Genomic DNA, 21,309 nt, shown 5'->3' on the forward strand with positions numbered 1-21,309 from the left:
TCTGAAAACTTTGATATAGATTAACTAATACTATCTAATCCTAATGAATTACCATATTACCACATTTCTAAGCAGTTAATGCAATAATCCAAACAATAAATAACATTAACAAAGCCATCAGTTGCGCGGCCGAACCGGCATCTTTGGCACGCTTGGCCAGCTCGTGTTTTTCAGTAGAGGTATGGTCAACGGCTGCTTCGATGGCGGTATTAAACAATTCGGTAATCAGTGAAATAAACGATGCGACAACAAGCACCATTTTGGTGACCGAGCCGAAATCAAGGAACAAAGCCAAGACAATTAAAATCAGGTTCAACCAAAAAACTTGGCGAAATGCGCTTTCATAACGGTACGCGGCAGCCAGCCCGTCTTTGGAATAACCAAACGCATTGATGATGCGCTTGATACCGTTTTTTCCTTTTTTTTCAGATGCATAGGAAGATGGTTTCATCATATTCTCAACATAAAAAGGCCGTCTGAGAAGAAACGCTCGGATCAATTTTCAGACGGCCTTTGGATTTATTGTTTTGCCCAAGATGCCACGGCATCTGCGAACATGGCGGCAACGTCGAAATCTTTTTGCTTCATGATTTCTTGGAAGCCGGTCGGGCTGGTTACGTTAACTTCGGTTAGATTGCTGCCGATGACATCCAAACCGGCAAGCAAAATACCGCGACGCTTCAATTCAGGCGCAAGGGTTTCTGCAATCTCACGGTCGCGCTCGCTCAACTCCTGCGCCACACCGCGGCCGCCGGCAGCCAAGTTGCCGCGCGTTTCGCCGTTTTGCGGAATACGCGCCAAAGCATACGGAACAACTTCCCCGCCGATAATCAGAATGCGCTTGTCGCCATGTACGATTTCAGGAATATAACGTTGCGCCATGATGGTGCGTGAATCAAGCTGCATCAGGGTTTCAAGGATACTGCCGATATTGGGGTCGGATTCGGTCAGACGGAAAATGCCCATACCACCCATGCCGTCCAACGGTTTGATGATGATGTCGCCGTGTTCTTTCAAAAAGGCACGGACATCGGCGGAACGTGTGGTAACCAAAGTCGGCGCGGTAAACTGGCTGAAGTTCAAAATCGCCAATTTCTCATTGAAATCACGCATTGCTTGTCCGCTGTTAAATACTTTTGCACCCTGCTGCTCTGCCAACGTCAAAAACTGGGTCGCGTACAGATATTGCATATCAAACGGCGGATCAGTGCGCATAATGACCGCATCGAAATCTTTTAAGGCCGTCTGAACTTTTGCCTCTGCTTTAAACCATTCATGATCGTCATCATTCTTCGCGCCGACAAACTCAAATGCCGCGGCCTGAGCCACTACCAAGCCTTCACGGACGGACAATTCTCCGCTCAAGGTATGAAAAAGCTGCCAACCGCGCTTTGCCATTTCACGCATCATGGCGTAAGTAGTGTCTTTATAGGTTTTAAAACTTGCCATCGGATCGGCGATAAACAGGACTTTCATCAAAATTTCCTTGTAAACAGACGATATAATCATACCTTGTATTCTGCCTGCCTGAAAGGTGGCACAATATAGAAAAGGCCGTCTGAATCCTATTTTCAGACGGCCTTGAGGCTTTTAGGCGGCTGCCAAATGCAAGAGTTCGGCGGCATGGCTGCGTGTGATATCGGTAATGATTTCACCGCCCAGCATACGCGCGATTTCCTCAATACGCTGATGATGGTTCAAGACGCTGATTTCGCTGACGGTTTGTTCGCCTTCACTATGCTTGCGAACCTGCCAATGGTTTTCACCGCAAGAGGCGACTTGAGGAAGATGGGTTACCGCCAGGACTTGATGTTTTTTACCTAAGGCACGCAAAGCTTTACCGACCATTTCAGCAACGCCGCCACCAATACCGGTATCCACTTCGTCGAAAATTAATGTCGGCACTTGCGTGTATTGGCTGGCAACCACTTGCAAAGCCAAGCTGATACGCGCCAATTCGCCGCCGGAAGCCACTTTATTCAAAGGACGGGACGGATTACCTTTATTCGCCGCCACTTGGAATTGCACTTGTTCCAGCCCATGTGCTGTCGGCGAAGACGGCAACAAGACGATGTCAAAACGTGCGCCTTTCATGGCCAAATGCTGCATATGCTCGGTGGTCTCTTCGCCCAAACGACCGGCTGCCTGATGACGCATGGCGGAGAGAATATGCGCAGCTTCATGGTATTCGGCAAGATTGCGTGCGACTGTATTTTCCAAGGCTTCCAAATCGGCAGCCGCTTGCAGGTTTTGCAGGCGCTCATCGATTTCTGCCAACTTTTGCGGCAACTCTTCCGGCTCAATGCGGTATTTGCGCGCCATACTCATCAATTCGCCCATACGGCTTTCTTGTGCGGCCAATTCATTAGGATCGATATCGCTGCGACCGGCTACATCGCGCATATTGGCACTGATTTCACCCAACTCGGCTTCAATACTTGCCAACATATTCAGGCTCTCGGCAAAGCGCGGCTCAATGTTTTGCAGATTGCCCAGCAGTTTTTGGCATTGGTAGATTTGACGTTGGATGCCGTTGTCTCCGTCTATGCTGTCGCCCACCTGCTCGGCGGTTTGCAGCAATTCGGCCGAATGCGCCAGGCTGTCGTGGCTTTGGCTTAAGGTTTCCCATTCGTTCGGTTTGAGTTCCAATTGGTTCAATTCATTAAACTGCCATTCCAAACGCTCGCGCTCGATGGCCATGGTTTCTGCCTGCTCTTGTGCTTCTTGCAGGGCTTTTTTTGCATTGACCCAATTTTGATAAAGTTGTTTGACCGTTTCTGCCTGCTCTTTGCTGCCGGCAAATGCATCCAACAACTCGCGTTGCGCAGACTCTTGATTTAGCGAATGATGGGCATTTTGGCCGTGAATATCGATTAACTGCTCGCCGATGGCTTTCAGCTGCGCCAATGTTGCAGCCTGATTATTGATATAACTGCGGCTTTTACCCTTGGCATCGATAATACGGCGGATGCTGAGCTCTTCGGCATCTTCTTCCAAAAGGCCTTGCTCCTGCAGCTGCGCTTTCAGTTCGGGCAAACCGCTGATGTCGAACAAAGCCGACAACTGCGCTTCTTTGGCGCCGCTGCGCACTTGGCTGTAATCGGCCTTATCGCCCAACAACAGGCCAATCGCATCCAGAGTAATCGATTTGCCTGCGCCGGTCTCGCCCGTCAATACGGTAAAGCCGTTTTGAAAATCAAGATTCAGGTTTTCAACAATGACAAAATCACGCAAAGAAAGTGCCAACAGCATTGCAGTATTCCTTAGTAAATTACCCGCACCCATGCGGAATAGCTTTAGATAAACTGATTATAACTAAGATTTTTTATAGTTTAAATTAGATTTTTCTTATAATTTATCTAAGATATTTATTTTAAACAAATTATTTTTTAAGCAGACAATAAAAAGGCCGTCTGAATATTGCTACATTTTCAGACGGCCTAAATTTGCTTTACTCTGCCAGCTCTACTTGTTCATGCCCCATCAATTCCTGCCCCACTCCGGCAAGCAGGTTCAGATAACGCTCATACTGCTTGAGCATATCGGCAATCAATTCTTTTTGCGTCATATATTGCACATCGTATCCATCGCGCCCATCCGAAAAATACGTCAACGGTATGAACGTTGCTGCATATTTGAAATGAGGCAGGCTGTCTTCACGAATCAACTGGTCGGTAATTTCCCGCTTTACGGATTTAATCCCATAGACAAAATCCCTTACCGTCCCTTTATGCACCACCAGCTCCACCGACGGCTCATCCTGTTGCAACAGGCAACGGATTTCTACGTCCATATTGTATTTTTCGGTCAATTCGTTTTTCAATTCCTGCATTGCCGGAAGCGCCGTATTTTTCATAAATTTGATGATATCGACTTCCTGCGTCTGATTCATCATTTGGCCAAGGCGTTCCCTCCAATGATCGCCCGACCAGAAAATACTGCTCGGATTGACGGCGGTTGCAAAATAGTTGGCATCGTTGTTCAGGGCTTTCCACAAAGAAACCATCATAAAAATCATCAACACCGCAAACGGCAGAGACGCAATCAGGGTCATGGTTTGCAAGATAGGCAAACCGCCGGCGCCCAGCAACACAATAGCCACAGCCGAAATCAACACGCCCCACATAACCGATTGCCACTTGGGCGAAGCCAGCCCTTTATCGCGCGAAGCAATATTGTTCAGCACATAAATGCCCGAGTCGGCAGAAGTGATAAAAAACAGCGAAATCACCAGCAATGCTACCAAGCTGCTGACAACCGGCCACGGCAAATAATTCAAAAAGGCAAACAACAGTTTTTCAGGCTCGTTAGTCAAGGCAGACAAGGCGCCGTTTGCCACATGCGTGTCCAGCCACAAGGCCGAATTACCAAATACGGTAAACCACAAAATACTCATCAGGCTAGGCACTGCCAATACGCCAAAAATAAATTCGCGGATGGTTCTGCCTCGCGAAATTCGGGCAATGAACAAACCGACAAAAGGCGACCACGAACACCACCAAGCCCAATACAGCACCGTCCAGCCGGTAAACCATTTTGTATGCTCAGGCTCGTAGGTATATGACTTGAAGCTGAACGAAACGAAGTTGCTCAAATAAGTGCCCAAATTGTCGCTGAATGCAAAAATCAAATACGTCGTCGGCATGCTCAGCAAGACAAACAGCATCAAAGCCAGTGCCAATACCAAGTTGGTTTCACTCAAAATTTTGACGCCCTTTCCCACACCCGAAGTCGCGGAAAATATGGCAATCGCCATCACAACAACGATAATGCCGACCTGCAAGACATAGCTGTTGTCCTGCACCCAGCCCATCTTCAACAAACCGGAACCCATTTGTGCCGCGCCAAATCCCAAGGTTGTGATAATACCGAACAAAGTCGCAATCAAAGCCATCACATCGATGGCATCGCCCATTTTGCCGTTGATTTTGTCTTTTAAAATCGGATAAAAGCAGGAGCGCAACGCCAGCGGCAATTTATAGCGGAAACCGAAATACGCCAAGGCAAGCGCAATGATTCCGTAGATTGCCCAGGCATGAATCCCCCAGTGGAACACCGTATGCAGAATCGCCTCTTGCGCATTGCCTTTGGCAATCGGGGAAGAGAAATGCGATAAAGGCTCGGCCACCCCGAAAAACATCAAGCCCACGCCCATACCGGCTGCAAACAGCATGGCCAGCCATGATAAAAACGAAAACTCAGGTTCGTCCTCGTTTGTACCCAGCCTGATACTGCCGAAGCTGCTGATGGGAAGCGCCAATAAGAAAATAAGGAATACAGAGAAAGTCAGAATATAAAACCAGCTGACATTTTGAAAGATAAACTGCTTCATGGCATTTAACAAAGCCTCAGTATTTTGAGGCCAAACCAAAGCAGCTGACAAAAGCAAAAGGACGAAGAAAAGCGTAATACCGACCACGCTTGGGTTGAAAGAAGATTTGTTTTGAATGAATTGTTTGAATTTCATATCGGTTCCGTAGTTGATACAGCGCATATTTGAAGAACAAACGGGCTGCCGATTGATAAAGAGGGAAACGTTTCCGTATGCCTTCTCAAACTATTACAGAATGAGAGATATTTATTCTAATAATTTTTAAATTATATCACAAAATCAATAAGTTATCAAAATAGATGAAAATTATATTTAAAATTATGATGTTATACAACAATAAAGGCCGTCTGAAACACGATTGTTTCAGACGGCCTTTACATTCAAATCAGTTAATCAGTCTGCTTCCTGATTCTACTGCTTCTTCAGCCTCCTCATCGCCTGTCGGCGGCGTTTCCATCAAATCAGGCAACACCAGCTCGCCCAATTCAGTCAGCGGCGGCAATTCTTCCAAACTTTCCAACCGCAAATCACTTAAGAATGTTGCCGTTGTCGCCCACAAAGCCGGACGGCCGACAGAATCACGGTGGCCGATGACTTCAATCCAGCCCCTATCCTGCAAGGTTTGCATTACATTTTGCGACACCGCCACGCCGCGTATGCCTTCGATATCGCCACGCGTTACCGGTTGCTGATAGGCAATAATCGCCAGCGTTTCCATTACGGCGCGAGAATAACGCGGCGCGCGCTGCTCTTGCAGGCTGCCCAGTCGTTCAAATGCGGTTTGGGCGATTTGGAAGCGCCAACCCTCATGGGTATGCACCAGTTGCAAAGCCCTACCCTGCCAACGGGCCTTCAGTTGCGCCAACACATCAATCAACTTGTCTTGCGACAACGGCGGCACGCACAATTCGCGCATGGCTTTTTCGTTTAAGGGTTCGACTTGCGTCAACAGCGCCGCTTCAATCAGCGCATCGGGAGAAAGTTTTTCAGTCATAATAAAATCAATGTTCAGACGGCATAAACAGCCAAAGGCCGTCTGAAAGACAATATGGTCAATGATTTGTTACGCGCTCAAATGCGCTTTCAGTTTTTCTTCGTCCAAAAACCAATGGCAGATTTCGGTATCGCCATCCAGCAAAACAGGCACCAGCTCATTGTACTTTTCTTCTAAAACCGGATCGGCATCAACATCGACAATATCCAGCTCAAATCCAAACTGCTCCTGATAAGGCTTTAATTGTTCGCGCATTTTGTGGCACAGGCTGCAATATTCCCGAAACATCAAGGTCAGTTTCATGGAGGTTACTCTCGGAGGGACAAAAGCGGCCATTGTATAGCAAAATGCTTCCAAACCATACAGGCATGACAAAGGCCGTCTGAACATGCGCGAAACGAAATCAAGGATTTCTGTCACGCCTTCAGACGGCCTTTATGTGTATTCTAAAATTAAGACTGAACGTTGATACCGGCAGTCACAGTATTTTGGGCACTGCTTGCAGTTAAAAACGATGCAGCCAATTCACCGCAGCAACCGCAACAAGTCGCCACGCCTAATTGAGCCTGCAAATCGCTCATGGTGGTTGCACCGGCGGCGATGGTCTCTTTGATGTCGTGGTCAGTAATGGCATTGCAGATGCATACGAACATGATGTGCTCCAATTATTTTGTTACCCTCTGTAATTGAGAGTAGGATTTATTCTTGAACGTAAATATAAATAAAAACGGTTTGCATTGCAATATTGGCACAGCCCTTTTGCTTTGAAATTTTTCTATGAAATTTTATATTTTGATTGATATTTTATAATTTTAAAGTTTGATAACCTTTCAGAGGGCCTCAATAACAAAAAGCGGCATCTTCGAGATGCCGCCTTTATTTATGAACGGGAATGGTGTTCATCGACCATGTTTTTCAAACGGATATTGGCAACATGGGTATAAATCTGCGTGGTATTGATATCGGAATGTCCCAACATCATCTGGACTGAACGCAAATCGACGCCGTGATTGACCAAATGCGTGGCAAAAGCATGGCGCAAGCCGTGCGGGCTGAGCGAAACAATACCAGCCGCTTCGGCATATTCTTTGACTATCATCCATGCAAGCTGACGGCTGATGCCGCTGCGTTTCTGGCTGACAAACACTTCGTCACAGATTTTGTTTTTCAGCAACAACGGACGCGATTCGTTGCAATAGCGCTCCACCCAATATGCCGCTTCCTGTCCCAGCGGAACCAGGCGCAATTTGTCGCCCTTGCCTATGGTGCGGATACTGCCGCGATGTAAATCGATATCGCTGAGCGTCAATTTAACGGCTTCGGTCACGCGCAAGCCTGTTGCATACATGACTTCAAGCAAGGCTTTGTCACGCAGTCCGTGCGGCGTTTCCACATCCGGTGCAGCCAGCAATGCGTCGATTTGGGCTTCGGTAATCAGCGTGGGCAGTTTGCGTTCCGATTTCGGCGCCTTGAGAAAACGGGTGGGATTGTCTGCTCTTTGGCCCGTTTCTTCCAACCAGCCGTACATACGCTTGCAAGCCGACAATGCCCGCGCTTGGGACGTGCTTTTTTCTCCCTCCGCATATACGGCATCAGACAGGGCAAACTCATCGGCACTCAACCAATCCTGCCCGCCCTCGGCCAACCGCGCTGCGACTTTGACCAAATCACGGCGGTAACTTTGCAGCGTATTGTGGCTGAGCCTGTCTTGCAACCAAAGGGATTCAAGCAGCTTGTCTATTAAATCGTCCATATTCATCAAACTGTATTGAAAGGCCGTCTGAACGGCATGACTTTACATCCGTTCAGACGGCCTTAGGTTTTCAAAGCCTATTAAGAGGCTTGAGAAATTGTATCCAACACTTCCTGCGCGTGTCCGGCCACTTTGACTTTGCGCCATTCATGGGCGATTTCGCCGTTTTCGTCCAACACAAAGGTGCTGCGCTCGATACCGAGAGATTCTTTGCCGTAAAGCTTTTTCAGCTTAATCACGTCAAACAGTTTGCAGACGGTTTCTTCTTTGTCGCTCAATAACTCAAACTGGAAGCCTTGTTTGGCGCAGAAATTCTGATGCGATTTGACACCGTCACGCGAAATACCGACAACGGTATAGCCCAATGCTTTGAATTGCTCCAATCGGGCATTGAAATCCAAGCCTTCGGTGGTACAGCCGGGCGTGCTGTCTTTAGGATAAAAATAGACAACCAACGGCAAATGTTCGGCGGAGTTAAAATCGCTGCCGGAAGAAGATGGGAGTGTGAATTGATATTTTGACATATTATTCCTTTCAGACGGCCTAAACCTAGCCTGCGTTTATTTTTCGCTTAAATTCAAATAACTGCGCGTACCTTGAAAATCTTCCAATGCGCGCAACAAAAGCTGGAAGTGGTCGTCATTGCCGGCCAAATCCAACTCATCGGCATTGACTGTCAGCAAAGGCGCGCTTTGATACAAATGGAAGAAATGGCTGTATTCGTCATGCACCCGTCCCAAATAGCCTTCGGGGAACAAGCTGATAATGCCTTCGTGACGTTTTTGCAGGCGTTTGCGGTTGTTTTCGACGGCGGTTTGCAGATAAATCACCACATCGGGCTCTGCGTATTGCGGCAGAATACGTTGCTTCATATCAGCAAAAAGCTGCTGCTCGTCATCATTCAAAACGATAGGCGTAAAAATACGGTCTTTTTCCGGCAAAAAATCAGCTACAACCATTCCGCCTTGCGCGCATTGTTCTTCAATAATATTCACGCTTTCAGCGCGGCGCGTCAGGAAGAAAAGCTCGGCAGCCAAGCCATTATTGGAAACATTGCTGTAAAACTTCATGAGAAACGGATTGTGATCCGGATTCTCCGACAACAGCAACGCGCTGAAATGCTCTGCCAAGCGGCGGCTCAAAGCGGTCTTGCCGCTACCGATGGCGCCTTCGACAACAATATAACGAGGATTCATAGTAACTCTTTGTAATGTGTTTCCCAACAATATTTTATAGCAAAAAAGGCGTGTCCAACACGCCCTTTCTTGTTTTAGTCCGTTTTCAGACGGCCCTTACTCTTTCAACAGGCGAATACCCTGCCCGCCCAAAGCCTGAGCCAAATCAGCCGCACGGCCATGCTCGCCCAACTCGAAATCCGGAAGGATTTCGGCCAGCGGTAACATAACGAAACTGCGCTCATGCGCGCGTGGATGCGGCAAAGTCAGATGCGTGTCATCGCTGCGGATACCGTCAAAATCGATAACATCCAAATCCAAAGTACGCGGCGCATTACGGAAAGTACGTTCGCGCCCGAATTCGGCCTCGATGCGGTTTAACTCTGCCAACAAAGCCACGCCGTCCAATGAAGTCTTCACTGCACAAACCGCGTTCACAAAATCGGGCTGATCATCATAGCCGACCGGCGCAGTCAGATACAGGGAAGATGTTTTTTCGAGCCGGATATGCGGATGCGCGGCCAATTCGGCCAAAGCGGCGCGAACCTGTTCAGCAGGATTGGCAAGATTGCTGCCCAAAGCAATAACGGCAAAATGCGGATACATTTCAGACGGCCTCTTTTAAAACGGCAGCGTTTTGGTTTTGGCAAGGAAAACAATCGTGGCAACACACGACATGGCCAAAACGTAGACGATATAGAACTTCGGCGAACGCGGACGCGAACGCATCATAATCATGCCCAACACAATATAAACCAGCAACAGCAGGATTTTCATGCCGAGCCACGGCGCATTAAACGGCGAAAAATGGGTAATCTTCATCAGCCACAAGCCGGTAAACAGCAACATGGTGTCGTTCAAATGCGGCATGGCTTTCCAAATGCCTGCCAACGGCTTCTCAGGATGACGCCAAAGCAGGAAAAAACGGATGTTGAACAACAGGATGGTAATGGCAACGAAAATCTGATGGCTGTATTTTACAAACAGATATTGCATGGCAGTTTCTTATGTTAAAGGTTGAAAAACAAAGCAGCTATTTTACCGCAAACATCTATTTCTGACGCAACTTTTCAATCGCCAGCAGATAGGGAGGCGCATTGCGGCGGTTGACAAAGCCATAGCGTAACACGGCAAATGCTTCCTGCGGCAAAGTTTCCGCCCATTGCACAATCGCCTCAGCCTCTATTCGGCCGGCTTCATGTCCCGGATACAATACCGCTACGGCAAGCCCGCCCTCTTTCAGCAAACCCAAAGTATCCGTCAGCGCACGGATGCTGCTTGCCGCCTCAGTCGTACAGCTTTTATCGCCACCCGGCAGCCAACCGAAATTAAATACTGCGGCATCTAAAGGCTCGTCGATATAAGATAAAAGGTTTTCATGGCCGTCATGTATCAGGGCTACCCGGCCATCTACGCCGTTTTCTTTCAGACGGCCTTGAGTCTGCGCCAGTGCTTTAGATTGCACATCAAACGCCCATACCCTACCCGTTTCTCCAACCAATTGCGCCAACAGCAAAGTATCATGCCCGTTTCCGGCCGTCGCATCCAAAGCGCGGCCGCCTGCTTTTAAGGCTTGTCGTAACAGGGAGTGGGCAAAGGGAAGAATGTTTTCAAGCAGCATGATAAAGGTCGTCTGAAAATAAAAATACCCTACCGCAAAAGCGGTAAGGTATTGAAAAACAGGAATGCGTTACATCATTTATTCGGCAGGTTGTTGCACAGTCTCAACTTGAACCGGAGCAGCTGCGGCAGCGGCTTGAGGTTGTTTGTTTTCGTGTTGCAGGCTGACTGCGCGTGCAGGAACGATTGTTGAGATAGCGTGTTTGTAAACCATTTGAGTGACGGAAGTATTACGCAGCAGAACAACGTACTGGTCGAATGATTCCACTTGACCTTGCAGCTTGATGCCGTTTACCAAGTAGATTGAAACCGGAACGTGCTCTTTACGCAACGCATTCAAAAAAGGATCTTGTAACATTTGTCCTTTAGCTGTCATATTCTTGAGCTCCATTATTATGATTGTAAAGACGCCAAAATCGGCGTTTGATGGGATTGTAGCCCCGAATAGGATAAATTACCAACTATTTTTTTCTATCACACCGTTTAGAAATCCAGCAATAAGGGAACTTCCCGACAAACCAACTGTTTCATTTCCATATTCACAACAATCCCAAATCCAAATTTGATGTTTTTTTTAAATTCGGCAAACCCTATCGAAAATATGCCTTAAAATTCTAATAAACTGTTTTTCATTAAAAAAGGCCGTCTGAAATTATTCAGACGGCCTTTGTGCTTATTTGCTAAATTGTTTTTTCACGCTGACTTTGGTTTTCTTCTTGAAGCGGTTTTTCTCTTCCTTGCGGCCTTCGCGTTTCTCAATCCGGTTGCTCAAGCTGACACGGCGCAGCGGTTTTTTCTTCGGTTTGTCTTCCGCATTTTCATATGGGTTTTCTGAAACATTGTATTGAATTCTGAGCGGCGTACCTTGCAGATTGAAGGCTTTGCGGAATGTTTGGGTCAGATAGCGCGTATAGCTGTCTGAAATCGCGTGCAGCGAATTGCCGTGTACCACAATCACCGGCGGATTCATGCCGCCTTGGTGGGCATAACGCATTTTCGGACGCACTAAGCCAGCACGCGGCGGCTGTTGACGCTCAATCGCGCTTTGCAATACGCGCGTGATTTTCGGCGTCGGCATCTTAATCATCGCCGCATTATAGGCAGCCTGAATGCTTTCAAACAAACCGTCTATACCGCGCTCTTTCAATGCAGAAATAAAGTGAAACTTAGCAAAATCAAGGAAATATAGTTTGCGGTTGATATCGCGTTTCACTTGCTCGCGGCGCTCTTCACTGATGCCGTCCCATTTATTGACCGCCACCACCAAGGCACGACCTGCTTCCAAAGCAAAACCCGCAATCGTCGCATCTTGGTCGGCGATATCTTGTTGAGCGTCCAATACCAAGACGGCAACGTTTGCCGCCTCAACAGCCTGCATGGCTTTGATAACGGAGAACTTTTCCACCGCTTCATCCACTTTGCCGCGACGGCGCACACCTGCGGTATCGATGATGGTAAACGGTTTGCCTTCACGTTCAAAATCAATATGGATACTGTCGCGTGTCGTGCCCGCCATATCGAAGGCAATCACACGCTCTTCGCCGAGAATGGCGTTTACCAAGGTCGATTTACCGACATTGGGACGGCCGATTACAGCAAAAACAGGATGTTTCGCTTCTTCCTCTTCCTTTTCAGGCTCGGGGAAGGTTTCCAAAATATCTTCAATCAGATAATACACACCATCGCCATGCGCACCTGAAATAACATAAGGGTCGCCCAGGGCAAGTTCGTAGAACTCGGCGGCAAGCACGGCCCTATTGCCGCCCTCGCCTTTATTCACCGCCAAATAAACGGGACGCGGACTTTGGCGCAAACGGTCGGCAATGATTTTGTCTTGCGGGGTTAAGCCGGTACGTCCGTCCACCAAAAACACCACTGCATCAGCTTCATCGACAGCCTGCAAGGTTTGTTTTGCCATTTCGTGCAAAATGCCGCTGTCCACAACCGGCTCAAAACCGCCTGTATCGATGACCAAATAAGGTTTGCTGCCGACTTTGCCATGACCGTAATGTCGGTCACGCGTCAGTCCAGGCAAGTCATGCACAAGCGCGTCTTTGGTGCGCGTCAAACGGTTGAATAAAGTAGATTTGCCGACATTGGGGCGGCCGACAAGCGCGATGGTTGGTTTCATGATTGAGTCTTTCTGTGTCAAGTGCCGCCTAAAAACGGGAGCGGAACACAAGCAGGTGTTTTAAAAACACGGTTGATAAGGATAAGTGTAGGTCGTCTGAAAAGTCATTGCAACTTCAGACGGCCTTGATTTCAAACAAACTTATTTCAAGCTGTCGATTTTCATTTGCAGCAATTCGCGGCCTACTGCGGTTTGCGGCATTTTGCTCAAAGCAGCTTCGTAACTTTGTACGGCTTCTTTGGTTTTATTTTGGGCAACGTAAACATCGCCTTTGGTTTCCAACATCAAAGGCTCGAAGTCAGCCTCAACCTGAGTATTCAGGGCATTGATGGCGGCATCGTATTTTTTCTGCTGCAACAGGACAACGCCCAAACGCTGCGCCGCCAAAGCTTGAACCAGCGGTGCGTTTTGGTTTTTCAGCACCCAATTCAAATGACCTTCCGCCACATCATAACGGCCGGCATCAAACTCGGTTGCTGCCACCATCAAAGTGGCTTGGGCTGTCGAAATAGAATCAGGATAGTTTTTTTGCAATTCGGCCAAATCAGCGTTGATGGCTTTAGGGTCGGTTTTTTGCTGCGCCTTTTCCACCATTTGCGCCAATACGGCTGCTGCTTCCTGATCTTTTGAAGCTTTTTGGCCTTGGTAAATGGTGTAACCCAAATACCCCAAAGCCGCCACGATCAGCAAGGCAAAGATCCAACGGCCGATGCGTTTCCAAAAATATTTAAAGTTGTCTAACTCTTGTTGTTCTTCCAAATGGGCTGCCATTTATGCGTTCTTCCATTGTTGTAAAGTGTCTGTCAAATCAGCGGCGGCAACGGTTTGTTGTTCGTGTTTACCCTGCATATCTTTCAGGGTAACCGTACCGTTTGCCAGCTCATCCTGAGCCACAATCAGCGCAAAGCGTGCGCCACTGTTGTCTGCTTTTTTCATTTGCGCTTTCAGGCTCTGATAGCCGGAATGCTGCATCACATTGAAACCTTGGGCGCGCAAGGCTTGCGCGTATTTCATCACCTGCAAGTCCGCACCTTCGCCTTGGTGCATTGCATAGACATCAGGCGCAGCATTCACTTCCAGCGAGCCGTATTCGCTCACCAAAAGCAGCAGGCGCTCAATACCCATCGCAAAGCCGATAGACGGCGCAGGCTTACCGCCAAGCTCTTCAATCAAACCATCGTAACGGCCACCACCGCACACAGTCGCCTGCGCACCAAGTTTGTCGGTCGTCCACTCAAAAACCGTCTGATTGTAGTAATCCAAACCACGGACCAAGCGCGGATTTTCAATATATTGAATACCCAAACCGTCCAACATCGCCTTGAAGCGTGCATAGTGGTTTTGCGAAGCCTCGCCCAAATAATCCACCAGACGTGGCGCCGCGTTGCAGATTTCCTGCAAATCAGGATTTTTCGTATCCAAAACGCGCAAAGGATTGGTTTTCAGACGGCGTTTGCTGTCTTCATCCAATTGCGCCTCATAACGGGTCAAATATTCAACCAATGCCGCACGGTGTGCCGCGCGTTCCTCACGGTTGCCCAAGCTGTTGATTTCCAAAGTCAGGTATTCACGAATACCCAATTTTTCCCATAAGTCGGCAGACATCGCGATGATTTCCGCATCAATATCCGGTCCTTCAAAACCCAAAGCCTCGATACCGACCTGATGGAACTGACGATAACGGCCTTTTTGCGGACGCTCGCGGCGGAACATCGGCCCCATATACCACAGCTTTTGCGGGCTGTTGTACAGAAGGTTATGTTCGACCACCGCACGCAGACAAGAAGCCGTACCTTCAGGGCGCAGGCTCAAACTCAAGGAATCGTTTGAATCAGAGAAGGTGTACATTTCCTTGCCGACCACATCGGTTTCCTCACCGATGGAGCGGACAAACAAACCGGTTTGCTCGACAACCGGCGTACGGATTTGCTGATAGCCGTAAGCGCGTGTCCAACGGCCGACCGTATCTTCAAACGCCTGCCAAAACGCAGCCGTCAGTTTGAAATCTTTTTGTTCGACAGGTAAAAGGTCGTTCATACCTTTTACAGATTGAATTTTTTGTGCCATTTCAATATGGGATAAGCGAAAATCAAATAGTTGGACATTATAGCTGATTTTTAAGGGTTTGTGAGGTTGAGAACAAATCAAAAGGCCGTCTGAAAATCGGTTTTCGCATTCAGACGGCCTATAAAGTAGATTGCAGAATCACATTCAATGATTCCAATCCCTCCCCTACTTTTCAACTTAAATTTCTTAGAAACATATTCAATATAGATTCAATGCCGTTATACTTGGATTCTTTTCATCCCGTCCCTATGCACATCATGAAAACACTACGCTCTCTTTTTATTATCGGCTTATTAACCACCATCTTCCCCTCCCAAGCGATGGCTGCAAATAACGCTACAAACAATCAAACGAAAATAGATTTAGTCAAAAAGGTTTATCTGTCTAAAGTGGATTTAGGCTCTGAAAACAATCGTGTTACCACGCCTGAACTACAAAAAATCATCCGACAATTCAATAAATTCGACACAAATATCCGTAAGCAACCCGATATGGAGATGGGATGTGACATGCCGATACATTACTACTTGGGCTTTGGTCAGGATCATCCTGATAACTTCCATAAAACCTTGCAAGTCAAAGTCACTTCTCCCCATACCGTCCGGGCAACATTTAAACAATTTAACGGCCATAGGGTCGGTGCAGATTTCATGTTGAAATGTACAGAAAACCGTTGTTTGATAGATGATTTTAAGATGATTGGCGATCAAACCAGCATCAAAACCGATTACAAACTTGTTTTGCGTAAACAAAAATGTGAGTGAGCCGACAAAACAAAAGGGCTGCCCAAACAAATGGAGCAGCCCTTTGATTTTGAAATCAAGGTCGTGAAGGATGCGGATTTAAGCGTACAGGCGGCAAATTAGGTTTTCCGTATTGGGAAACAGCTTGTCTGCCTGAAGCCGCTTTTCCTGACTGCATGACGCCGCTATCGTTGCGTATTGGATGTGCGGCATACTCGTCCTGATTTAATTGTGAAACTTCTTCATTGACTTCATGCCCTACCACAAGTTCATACTCATTATCGTATGCCTTACTCTTGCCAAGCCGAACTTCCCCTCCCGTCATAGTGGATACGGAAAATGCGGATAACATGATGATTATACTGATTTTTCTATACATAATATTCTCCTTTTCTCAAAAATTGCTTCTTTATCATTTCTTTAATTCATGCCACAAAAGCAAGTTCAAACAAAACCAGTTTCTCTAGTCGCTTGAAGAATCTATTTAAGCACAAAACCTGCATCACTACATATCCGTTATTAGAAGTTTATTTTCCATATAAACAAGGCCGTCTGAAAAAATCCTAAAAACCGAGTACAATCCGCCGCATGAAAAAACGTACCAATCCCCTACCCCTTTTAGACGGCGTCAAACCCAGCTACTTGGTTTTGCCGCATGAAAAGCAGTTTTACGGCTTGCCGCTGCTGCATTTTTTATGCGCCCATTTTCCCTTTGTCGGCGAAGAAAACTGGCGGCGGCGGCTGAACAGCGGTTTTGTGGTGGGCGCGGATAGCGTGCCGTTTGATGAGAATACCTTGTTCGAGCCCGGCAAGACGATGTTTTATTACCGTGAAACCAGCCGTGAGAGTGAGCCGCGTATTCCGTTTGAAGAAAAGATTTTGCATATTGACGAGCATTTGATTGTGGTGGACAAACCGCATTTTCTGCCCGTCATCCCCAGCGGCAGGTTTTTGCGGGAAACCCTGCTCACGCGCCTGCGTTTGCGGCCGGAATTGCAGCATTTGAATGTTGAAGACATTACGCCGATTCATCGCTTGGATAAAGATACGGCAGGCGTTATGCTGCTTTCGCTCAACCCTGCCACGCGTCGCGATTATCAGACCATGTTCCAAGAAAAAACCGTCCAAAAAACCTATGAAGCGGTGGCGCCGACGCGGACGGATTTGGACTATCCGCTGGATATTTCGTCACGAATGGAACGAGGCGAAAAATTCTTTCTCACGCGGGAAACGGAAGGCGAACCCAACGCCCACACGACCATCGAGCTTATCGAAAACCGCGGCGCATTCAGCCTCTACCGCCTCACGCCGCATACCGGAAAGAAACACCAGCTCCGCGTGCATATGATGAGTTTGAATATGCCGCTGATGAACGATGCGCTTTACCCTACCCCATTGGCAGCTGGTGATGAAGACTACGACAAACCTTTAAAACTTTTGGCCAAAAGAATAGAGTTTACCGATCCTGTCAGCAAAGAAATCCGCGTATTTGAAAGTAGCTTTACGCTTTAAGTTATTCAATCCAATAAAAAAGGCCGTCTGAAATTGTTCAGACGGCCTTTTGTCACGGAATCATTTGATTAGTGATGAATGCAGCTGCACTCTTTATTCATATCAATCACCATACGGCCGGTAATTTTACCTTCCCGCATTTCTTGGAAGATGGCAGGCGCTTCATCCAAAGCACGCAATTCAACTTTAGGCACAACCAAACCTTCTGCGCCGAATTGGAATGCTTCTTCCAAATCTTTGCGGGTACCGACCAGAGAGCCGACCACTTCGATGCCGTCCAAGACCAGACGCGGGATGGACAGATCCATAGATTCGGGCGGCAGACCAATGGCAACGACGCGGCCGCCTGCACGGACGCAGTCCACAGCGGAGTTGAACGCGGCGGCGGATACGGCGGTAACAACGGCTGCGTGTGCGCCGCCGGTTTTTTCTTGGATCACTTTGGCAGCGTCTTCTTTGGCGGCGTTGATGACTAAATCAGCGCCGCTTTCTTTAGCGAATGCCAGTTTTTCATCGTTGATGTCGATGGCGACAACGTGTGTGCCGAATACTTTTTTCGCGTATTGAACTGCCAAGTTACCCAAACCACCTGCGCCGTAAATCGCAATCCATTGACCCGGACGAACGCCGGAAACTTTGATCGCTTTATAAGTGGTCACACCAGCACAAGTAATGCTCGAAGCTTGCGCAGGGTCAAGACCGTCGGGTACTTTAACAGCGTAGTCCGCATCGACGATACAGTGGGTCGCCATACCGCCGTCGGCAGTATAGCCTGCGTTCAATACAGAGCGGCACAAGGTTTCGCGGCCGGTATTGCAGTATTCGCAAGAACCGCAGCTTTGGAACAGCCATGCGATACTGACACGGTCGCCAACTTTCAGATTTTTCACACCGTCGGCAACTTCTTTAACCAAACCGATGCCTTCGTGTCCCAACACGCGACCCGGTTTGTCGCCGTAATCGCCCGCCGCAACGTGCAAGTCGGTGTGGCACACGCCGCAATACTCAACTTCCACCAACGCCTCGCCGTATTCCAACGGACGCAGTTCGCGTTCAACAACTTCTACATCACCTGCTACATCTTTATTTACTACCACAGCATGCATTTTCATGAGAGAGTCTCCTAGGGTGTTGAAAAACTATTCAGCTATGAATGAGAATACTCCCCATATCTTAAGCCGTCAACCCATAATCTTTTTTAAAACAATGGGTTATAATGTTATACCATAACAAAATCTATTTAAGCCCTATAAATCTTTAAATATATTAACAAATGCACTTTTATTTCAATTAAATCCTTTATTTTTCAGACGGCCTGCTACATGAGACAACATTGCAAATGTAAATTTTGAGAATATCCTCATTTTTAGTACTTGAACTTAAAAAGAAAAAAGCATAAGCTATTTTTCATGGTGTTGAAACACCTATTCCCATTCATTAAGGAGACAGCATTATGGCAAAAGATTTAAATGTGTTTGATAAAGAATACGGCCTTTTGATCAACGGCGAATGGACAAAAGGTAGCGAAGGCAAACTTTTATCCTCTTACAACCCTGCCAATGGCGATGAGTTGGCCAAGTTCACAGACGCAACCGATGCCGATGTCGATGCTGCTGTAGCCGCTGCGCAAGAAGCGTTCAAAACATGGCGCAAAACCACGACTGCCGAACGCGCGGCCATTTTGAACAAAATCGCCGATGTGATTGACGAAAACGCCGAATTGTTCGCCCTGCAAGAAACCTTGGACAACGGCAAACCCATCCGCGAAACCCGCGCCGCTGACATCCCGCTGGCTTCCGACCATTTCCGCTATTTCGCCAGCGTGATCCGCGGCGAAGAAGGCACTGCGACCCAACTTGATGCCGAAGACCTGTCCATCGTTTTGCGTGAACCGATCGGCGTTGTCGGCCAAATCATTCCTTGGAACTTCCCATTCTTGATGGCCGCATGGAAAATCGCTCCGGCATTGGCCGCAGGTTGTACCATCGTCATCCACCCTTCTTCCAGCACTTCATTGAGCCTGTTGTCCCTCGCTCAAAAAATCAACCACTTGCTGCCTAAAGGCGTGTTAAACGTGATTACCGGCCGCGGTTCCAAATCCGGCGAATACATGCTGCACCACAAAGGCTTCAACAAACTGGCCTTTACCGGCTCAACCGAAGTCGGCCGCCGCGTCGGTATCGCCGCCGCCGAATTGCTGATTCCGTCCACTTTGGAATTGGGCGGCAAATCTGCCAACATCTTCTTCGACGATATGCCTTTCGACAAAGCCCTCGAAGGCGCGCAAAAAGGTATTTTGTTCAACCAAGGCCAAGTGTGCTGCGCCGGTTCGCGCATTTTTGTACAAGAAGGCATTTACGACAAATTCGTCAATGCTTTGGCTGAAGAATTCAAAAAAATCAAAGTCGGCCTGCCTTGGGAAGACGACACCCAAATGGGTTCGCAAGTCAATGCCGGTCAACTCGAGACCATTTTGAAATACGTCAAAATCGGCGAACAGGAAGGTTGCCGCATTATTACCGGCGGTAAAAAAATCGAAGGCGAATTGGGCAAAGGCGAATTTGTCGAGCCTACTTTGATTGAAGCCAGCAGCAACGAAGCCCGTGTTGCCCAAGAAGAAATCTTCGGCCCGGTTGCCACCGTGATTAAATTCAAAACCGAAGAAGAAGTCATCAAAATGGCCAACGACAGCGAATACGGCTTGGGCGGCGCAGTGTGGAGTACCGACATCAACCGCTGCCTGCGCGTTTCCAACGCACTGGAAACCGGCCGCGTTTGGGTAAACTGCTACAACCGCCTGCCTGCCGGTGCGCCGTTTGGCGGCTACAAAACTTCAGGTATCGGCCGCGAAACCCACAAAATGATGCTCGCCGCCTACACCCAAGTGAAAAACATCTACATCAGCACCCGTGAAGAACGCGAAGGCTTCTATTGATTCGGCGATTCACAGTAATCTGATTTAGAAAATATAAAGGCCGTCTGAAACCTGTTTCAGACGGCCTTGCTTTATTCTGTTTCTTAATAAAGCTTCATATCTTTCTCAAAAAAAGCCCCATTACTTTCTCTCCGGCCACAGCCAGCAAGGCTCCGGCCACAACCACCATGGCACCCACATAGCTGACGATATTCATATCCGAAGCGGCAAAATAATCGGGGGCAAGATGATGGCCGATGGTGGAAAATATCATGGTGAATACAGGAATCAGCGTGGTGACGATACTGACTTTTGAAGCGTCCCAATGATTGAGTGCTTCGCCGAATGAACCGTAGCCGATCAGCGTGTTCAAGCAGCAATAGATAAAGCAGCCCCATAAAAACGGATTGCCGATATGGGCGATTTGTGACGGTTCAGCAAACGGCAGGAAAACAAAGCTGCTGCAAAAATAAATCATGAGCAGGATTTGTTGCGAATTGAAATGTTTGGACAGAAGTTTTTGCGCCACGCCGTAGCACACCCAAATCATGCTGCCCGAAGCCGCCATCATCACTCCGACCGCGTAGCTGCCCAAGCTGAAAAGTTCGCCGAATTTGTCGTTGAAAAACATGGCCAAACCCGTCAGCAAAAGCATCAAGCCGATTTTTTGCCAGTGCGTAAAGGCTTCTTTAAACACGCCTACGCCGACCAAAATCATGGTAAAGGGCGAGAGTTGCCACAACACCTGCGTGGTTGTCGGCGAAATATAGTGCAAACCCATGGCAACAAGCACGAAGTTAGCGGAAATGCCGATAATGCCCAACACCAATAAAAATAAAGTTTGCTTGGAAAATTCAGACGGCCTCGGCAGCTTGCCGGTCAGCCCCAACAACGCAAACAACACCAGCGAAGCCACTAAAAAGCGTATCCACACCAGCGTGGGCGCATCGACGGCTTTTAAGGCCTGTTGGGCGATGACCGGCAGCGATCCCCAAGTCATGGTGGCAAGCAGCGCCAATGAAAAGCCGAGCCAAGTTTTTTGTTTCTTCATCTTCAGACGGCCTTTAT

At 47.9% G+C, this 21,309-nt stretch carries 23 protein-coding genes; 3 read left to right on the plus strand and 20 right to left on the minus strand.

All coding sequences use genetic code 11. The features are described 5' to 3' along the window. Window positions 1-67: 67 nt before the first annotated feature. The 17 genes from ACTHSX_RS01220 to hisS all read right to left on the minus strand — a co-directional run bounded on the left by ACTHSX_RS01220 (window position 68) and on the right by hisS (window position 15,072). Window positions 68-451, minus strand: a complete 384-nt coding sequence (locus ACTHSX_RS01220) for a diacylglycerol kinase (RefSeq protein ID WP_440376684.1) — start codon at window positions 449-451, stop codon at window positions 68-70. 68 nt (window positions 452-519) lie between these two features. After that, entirely contained in the window at window positions 520-1,476 is a 957-nt protein-coding gene (gshB, locus tag ACTHSX_RS01225) for a glutathione synthase (protein ID WP_293203684.1), read from the minus strand. Window positions 1,477-1,590: 114 nt separating this feature from the next. Further along, window positions 1,591-3,252 carry a DNA repair protein RecN gene (gene recN, locus ACTHSX_RS01230; protein WP_440376543.1) on the minus strand — a complete coding sequence of 554 codons (1,662 nt, stop codon included), beginning with the start codon at window positions 3,250-3,252 and terminating at the stop codon, window positions 1,591-1,593. A 199-nt stretch (window positions 3,253-3,451) separates the two neighbouring features. Further along, entirely contained in the window at window positions 3,452-5,467 is a 2,016-nt protein-coding gene (locus tag ACTHSX_RS01235; RefSeq protein ID WP_440376542.1) for a BCCT family transporter, read from the minus strand. Window positions 5,468-5,717: 250 nt separating this feature from the next. Then, window positions 5,718-6,326 (minus strand): SMC-Scp complex subunit ScpB, encoded by a 609-nt coding sequence (gene scpB, locus ACTHSX_RS01240; protein WP_440376541.1) that lies wholly within the window; start codon window positions 6,324-6,326, stop codon window positions 5,718-5,720. A gap of 69 nt (window positions 6,327-6,395) precedes the next feature. Next, window positions 6,396-6,629: a glutaredoxin family protein gene (locus ACTHSX_RS01245; RefSeq protein ID WP_070461515.1), complete on the minus strand. Its 234-nt coding sequence runs from the start codon at window positions 6,627-6,629 to the stop codon at window positions 6,396-6,398. 149 nt (window positions 6,630-6,778) lie between these two features. Further along, entirely contained in the window at window positions 6,779-6,979 is a 201-nt protein-coding gene (locus ACTHSX_RS01250; protein ID WP_003681978.1) for a (2Fe-2S)-binding protein, read from the minus strand. Between the two features lie 227 nt (window positions 6,980-7,206). Next, window positions 7,207-8,085, minus strand: coding sequence for a site-specific tyrosine recombinase XerD (gene xerD, locus ACTHSX_RS01255; protein WP_440376540.1), 879 nt, complete (start codon window positions 8,083-8,085; stop codon window positions 7,207-7,209). Window positions 8,086-8,159: 74 nt separating this feature from the next. Beyond that, window positions 8,160-8,603, minus strand: a complete 444-nt coding sequence (locus tag ACTHSX_RS01260; protein ID WP_003683206.1) for a peroxiredoxin — start codon at window positions 8,601-8,603, stop codon at window positions 8,160-8,162. Between the two features lie 36 nt (window positions 8,604-8,639). Continuing rightward, window positions 8,640-9,275, minus strand: coding sequence for a deoxynucleoside kinase (locus ACTHSX_RS01265; RefSeq protein ID WP_049350657.1), 636 nt, complete (start codon window positions 9,273-9,275; stop codon window positions 8,640-8,642). Window positions 9,276-9,371: 96 nt separating this feature from the next. Then, window positions 9,372-9,860, minus strand: a complete 489-nt coding sequence (folK, locus tag ACTHSX_RS01270) for a 2-amino-4-hydroxy-6-hydroxymethyldihydropteridine diphosphokinase (RefSeq protein WP_440376539.1) — start codon at window positions 9,858-9,860, stop codon at window positions 9,372-9,374. A gap of 15 nt (window positions 9,861-9,875) precedes the next feature. Beyond that, window positions 9,876-10,250 (minus strand): SirB2 family protein, encoded by a 375-nt coding sequence (locus ACTHSX_RS01275; RefSeq protein ID WP_003681989.1) that lies wholly within the window; start codon window positions 10,248-10,250, stop codon window positions 9,876-9,878. Window positions 10,251-10,305: 55 nt separating this feature from the next. Further along, window positions 10,306-10,875: a tRNA (mnm(5)s(2)U34)-methyltransferase gene (locus ACTHSX_RS01280; protein WP_049329895.1), complete on the minus strand. Its 570-nt coding sequence runs from the start codon at window positions 10,873-10,875 to the stop codon at window positions 10,306-10,308. A gap of 78 nt (window positions 10,876-10,953) precedes the next feature. Further along, entirely contained in the window at window positions 10,954-11,250 is a 297-nt protein-coding gene (hfq, locus tag ACTHSX_RS01285; RefSeq protein WP_036493792.1) for an RNA chaperone Hfq, read from the minus strand. 297 nt (window positions 11,251-11,547) lie between these two features. Continuing rightward, a complete protein-coding gene (gene der / locus ACTHSX_RS01290; RefSeq protein ID WP_049331367.1) occupies window positions 11,548-13,005 on the minus strand; it encodes a ribosome biogenesis GTPase Der in 1,458 nt (485 codons plus the stop codon). Between the two features lie 141 nt (window positions 13,006-13,146). Continuing rightward, a complete protein-coding gene (locus ACTHSX_RS01295; protein ID WP_440363217.1) occupies window positions 13,147-13,776 on the minus strand; it encodes a YfgM family protein in 630 nt (209 codons plus the stop codon). Continuing rightward, window positions 13,777-15,072: a histidine--tRNA ligase gene (gene hisS / locus ACTHSX_RS01300; protein ID WP_440376538.1), complete on the minus strand. Its 1,296-nt coding sequence runs from the start codon at window positions 15,070-15,072 to the stop codon at window positions 13,777-13,779. It lies immediately after the preceding gene. Between the two features lie 257 nt (window positions 15,073-15,329). Between hisS and ACTHSX_RS01305 the strand changes: the two genes are divergently transcribed. Further along, window positions 15,330-15,836 (plus strand): hypothetical protein, encoded by a 507-nt coding sequence (locus ACTHSX_RS01305; RefSeq protein ID WP_440376537.1) that lies wholly within the window; start codon window positions 15,330-15,332, stop codon window positions 15,834-15,836. Between the two features lie 55 nt (window positions 15,837-15,891). Here ACTHSX_RS01305 and ACTHSX_RS01310 read toward each other — a convergent pair whose 3' ends face one another. After that, entirely contained in the window at window positions 15,892-16,194 is a 303-nt protein-coding gene (locus ACTHSX_RS01310; protein WP_440376536.1) for a hypothetical protein, read from the minus strand. Window positions 16,195-16,403: 209 nt separating this feature from the next. On the opposite strand from ACTHSX_RS01310, the gene ACTHSX_RS01315 reads away from it, so the two are divergent. Beyond that, window positions 16,404-17,327 (plus strand): RluA family pseudouridine synthase, encoded by a 924-nt coding sequence (locus ACTHSX_RS01315; RefSeq protein ID WP_440376535.1) that lies wholly within the window; start codon window positions 16,404-16,406, stop codon window positions 17,325-17,327. 68 nt (window positions 17,328-17,395) lie between these two features. On the opposite strand, the gene adhP is transcribed toward ACTHSX_RS01315, so the two are convergent. Further along, entirely contained in the window at window positions 17,396-18,439 is a 1,044-nt protein-coding gene (adhP, locus tag ACTHSX_RS01320) for an alcohol dehydrogenase AdhP (RefSeq protein WP_440376534.1), read from the minus strand. 341 nt (window positions 18,440-18,780) lie between these two features. Here adhP and ACTHSX_RS01325 point away from each other — a divergent pair, with 341 nt between their 5' ends. Next, a complete protein-coding gene (locus tag ACTHSX_RS01325) occupies window positions 18,781-20,262 on the plus strand; it encodes an aldehyde dehydrogenase family protein (RefSeq protein ID WP_288970965.1) in 1,482 nt (493 codons plus the stop codon). Between the two features lie 94 nt (window positions 20,263-20,356). On the opposite strand, the gene ACTHSX_RS01330 is transcribed toward ACTHSX_RS01325, so the two are convergent. Beyond that, complete coding sequence (locus tag ACTHSX_RS01330; RefSeq protein WP_440376533.1) at window positions 20,357-21,292, minus strand: DMT family transporter; 936 nt, start codon at window positions 21,290-21,292, stop codon at window positions 20,357-20,359. Window positions 21,293-21,309 lie beyond the last annotated feature (17 nt).

The sequence above is a fragment of the Neisseria sp. P0014.S002 genome (genome assembly GCF_051958295.1).
In the GTDB taxonomy this organism is placed as follows: Bacteria; Pseudomonadota; Gammaproteobacteria; order Burkholderiales; family Neisseriaceae; genus Neisseria; species Neisseria flavescens_B.

Coding starts and splice junctions, on each gene's coding strand:
- ACTHSX_RS01220 (WP_440376684.1), bottom strand. CDS start 451: ATGAAACCATCTTCCTATGCATCTGAAAAAAAAGGAAAAAACGGTATC.
- gshB (WP_293203684.1), bottom strand. CDS start 1,476: ATGAAAGTCCTGTTTATCGCCGATCCGATGGCAAGTTTTAAAACCTAT.
- recN (WP_440376543.1), bottom strand. CDS start 3,252: ATGCTGTTGGCACTTTCTTTGCGTGATTTTGTCATTGTTGAAAACCTG.
- ACTHSX_RS01235 (WP_440376542.1), bottom strand. CDS start 5,467: ATGAAATTCAAACAATTCATTCAAAACAAATCTTCTTTCAACCCAAGC.
- scpB (WP_440376541.1), bottom strand. CDS start 6,326: ATGACTGAAAAACTTTCTCCCGATGCGCTGATTGAAGCGGCGCTGTTG.
- ACTHSX_RS01245 (WP_070461515.1), bottom strand. CDS start 6,629: ATGAAACTGACCTTGATGTTTCGGGAATATTGCAGCCTGTGCCACAAA.
- ACTHSX_RS01250 (WP_003681978.1), bottom strand. CDS start 6,979: ATGTTCGTATGCATCTGCAATGCCATTACTGACCACGACATCAAAGAG.
- xerD (WP_440376540.1), bottom strand. CDS start 8,085: ATGAATATGGACGATTTAATAGACAAGCTGCTTGAATCCCTTTGGTTG.
- ACTHSX_RS01260 (WP_003683206.1), bottom strand. CDS start 8,603: ATGTCAAAATATCAATTCACACTCCCATCTTCTTCCGGCAGCGATTTT.
- ACTHSX_RS01265 (WP_049350657.1), bottom strand. CDS start 9,275: ATGAATCCTCGTTATATTGTTGTCGAAGGCGCCATCGGTAGCGGCAAG.
- folK (WP_440376539.1), bottom strand. CDS start 9,860: ATGTATCCGCATTTTGCCGTTATTGCTTTGGGCAGCAATCTTGCCAAT.
- ACTHSX_RS01275 (WP_003681989.1), bottom strand. CDS start 10,250: ATGCAATATCTGTTTGTAAAATACAGCCATCAGATTTTCGTTGCCATT.
- ACTHSX_RS01280 (WP_049329895.1), bottom strand. CDS start 10,875: ATGCTGCTTGAAAACATTCTTCCCTTTGCCCACTCCCTGTTACGACAA.
- hfq (WP_036493792.1), bottom strand. CDS start 11,250: ATGACAGCTAAAGGACAAATGTTACAAGATCCTTTTTTGAATGCGTTG.
- der (WP_049331367.1), bottom strand. CDS start 13,005: ATGAAACCAACCATCGCGCTTGTCGGCCGCCCCAATGTCGGCAAATCT.
- ACTHSX_RS01295 (WP_440363217.1), bottom strand. CDS start 13,776: ATGGCAGCCCATTTGGAAGAACAACAAGAGTTAGACAACTTTAAATAT.
- hisS (WP_440376538.1), bottom strand. CDS start 15,072: ATGGCACAAAAAATTCAATCTGTAAAAGGTATGAACGACCTTTTACCT.
- ACTHSX_RS01305 (WP_440376537.1), top strand. CDS start 15,330: ATGAAAACACTACGCTCTCTTTTTATTATCGGCTTATTAACCACCATC.
- ACTHSX_RS01310 (WP_440376536.1), bottom strand. CDS start 16,194: ATGTATAGAAAAATCAGTATAATCATCATGTTATCCGCATTTTCCGTA.
- ACTHSX_RS01315 (WP_440376535.1), top strand. CDS start 16,404: ATGAAAAAACGTACCAATCCCCTACCCCTTTTAGACGGCGTCAAACCC.
- adhP (WP_440376534.1), bottom strand. CDS start 18,439: ATGAAAATGCATGCTGTGGTAGTAAATAAAGATGTAGCAGGTGATGTA.
- ACTHSX_RS01325 (WP_288970965.1), top strand. CDS start 18,781: ATGGCAAAAGATTTAAATGTGTTTGATAAAGAATACGGCCTTTTGATC.
- ACTHSX_RS01330 (WP_440376533.1), bottom strand. CDS start 21,292: ATGAAGAAACAAAAAACTTGGCTCGGCTTTTCATTGGCGCTGCTTGCC.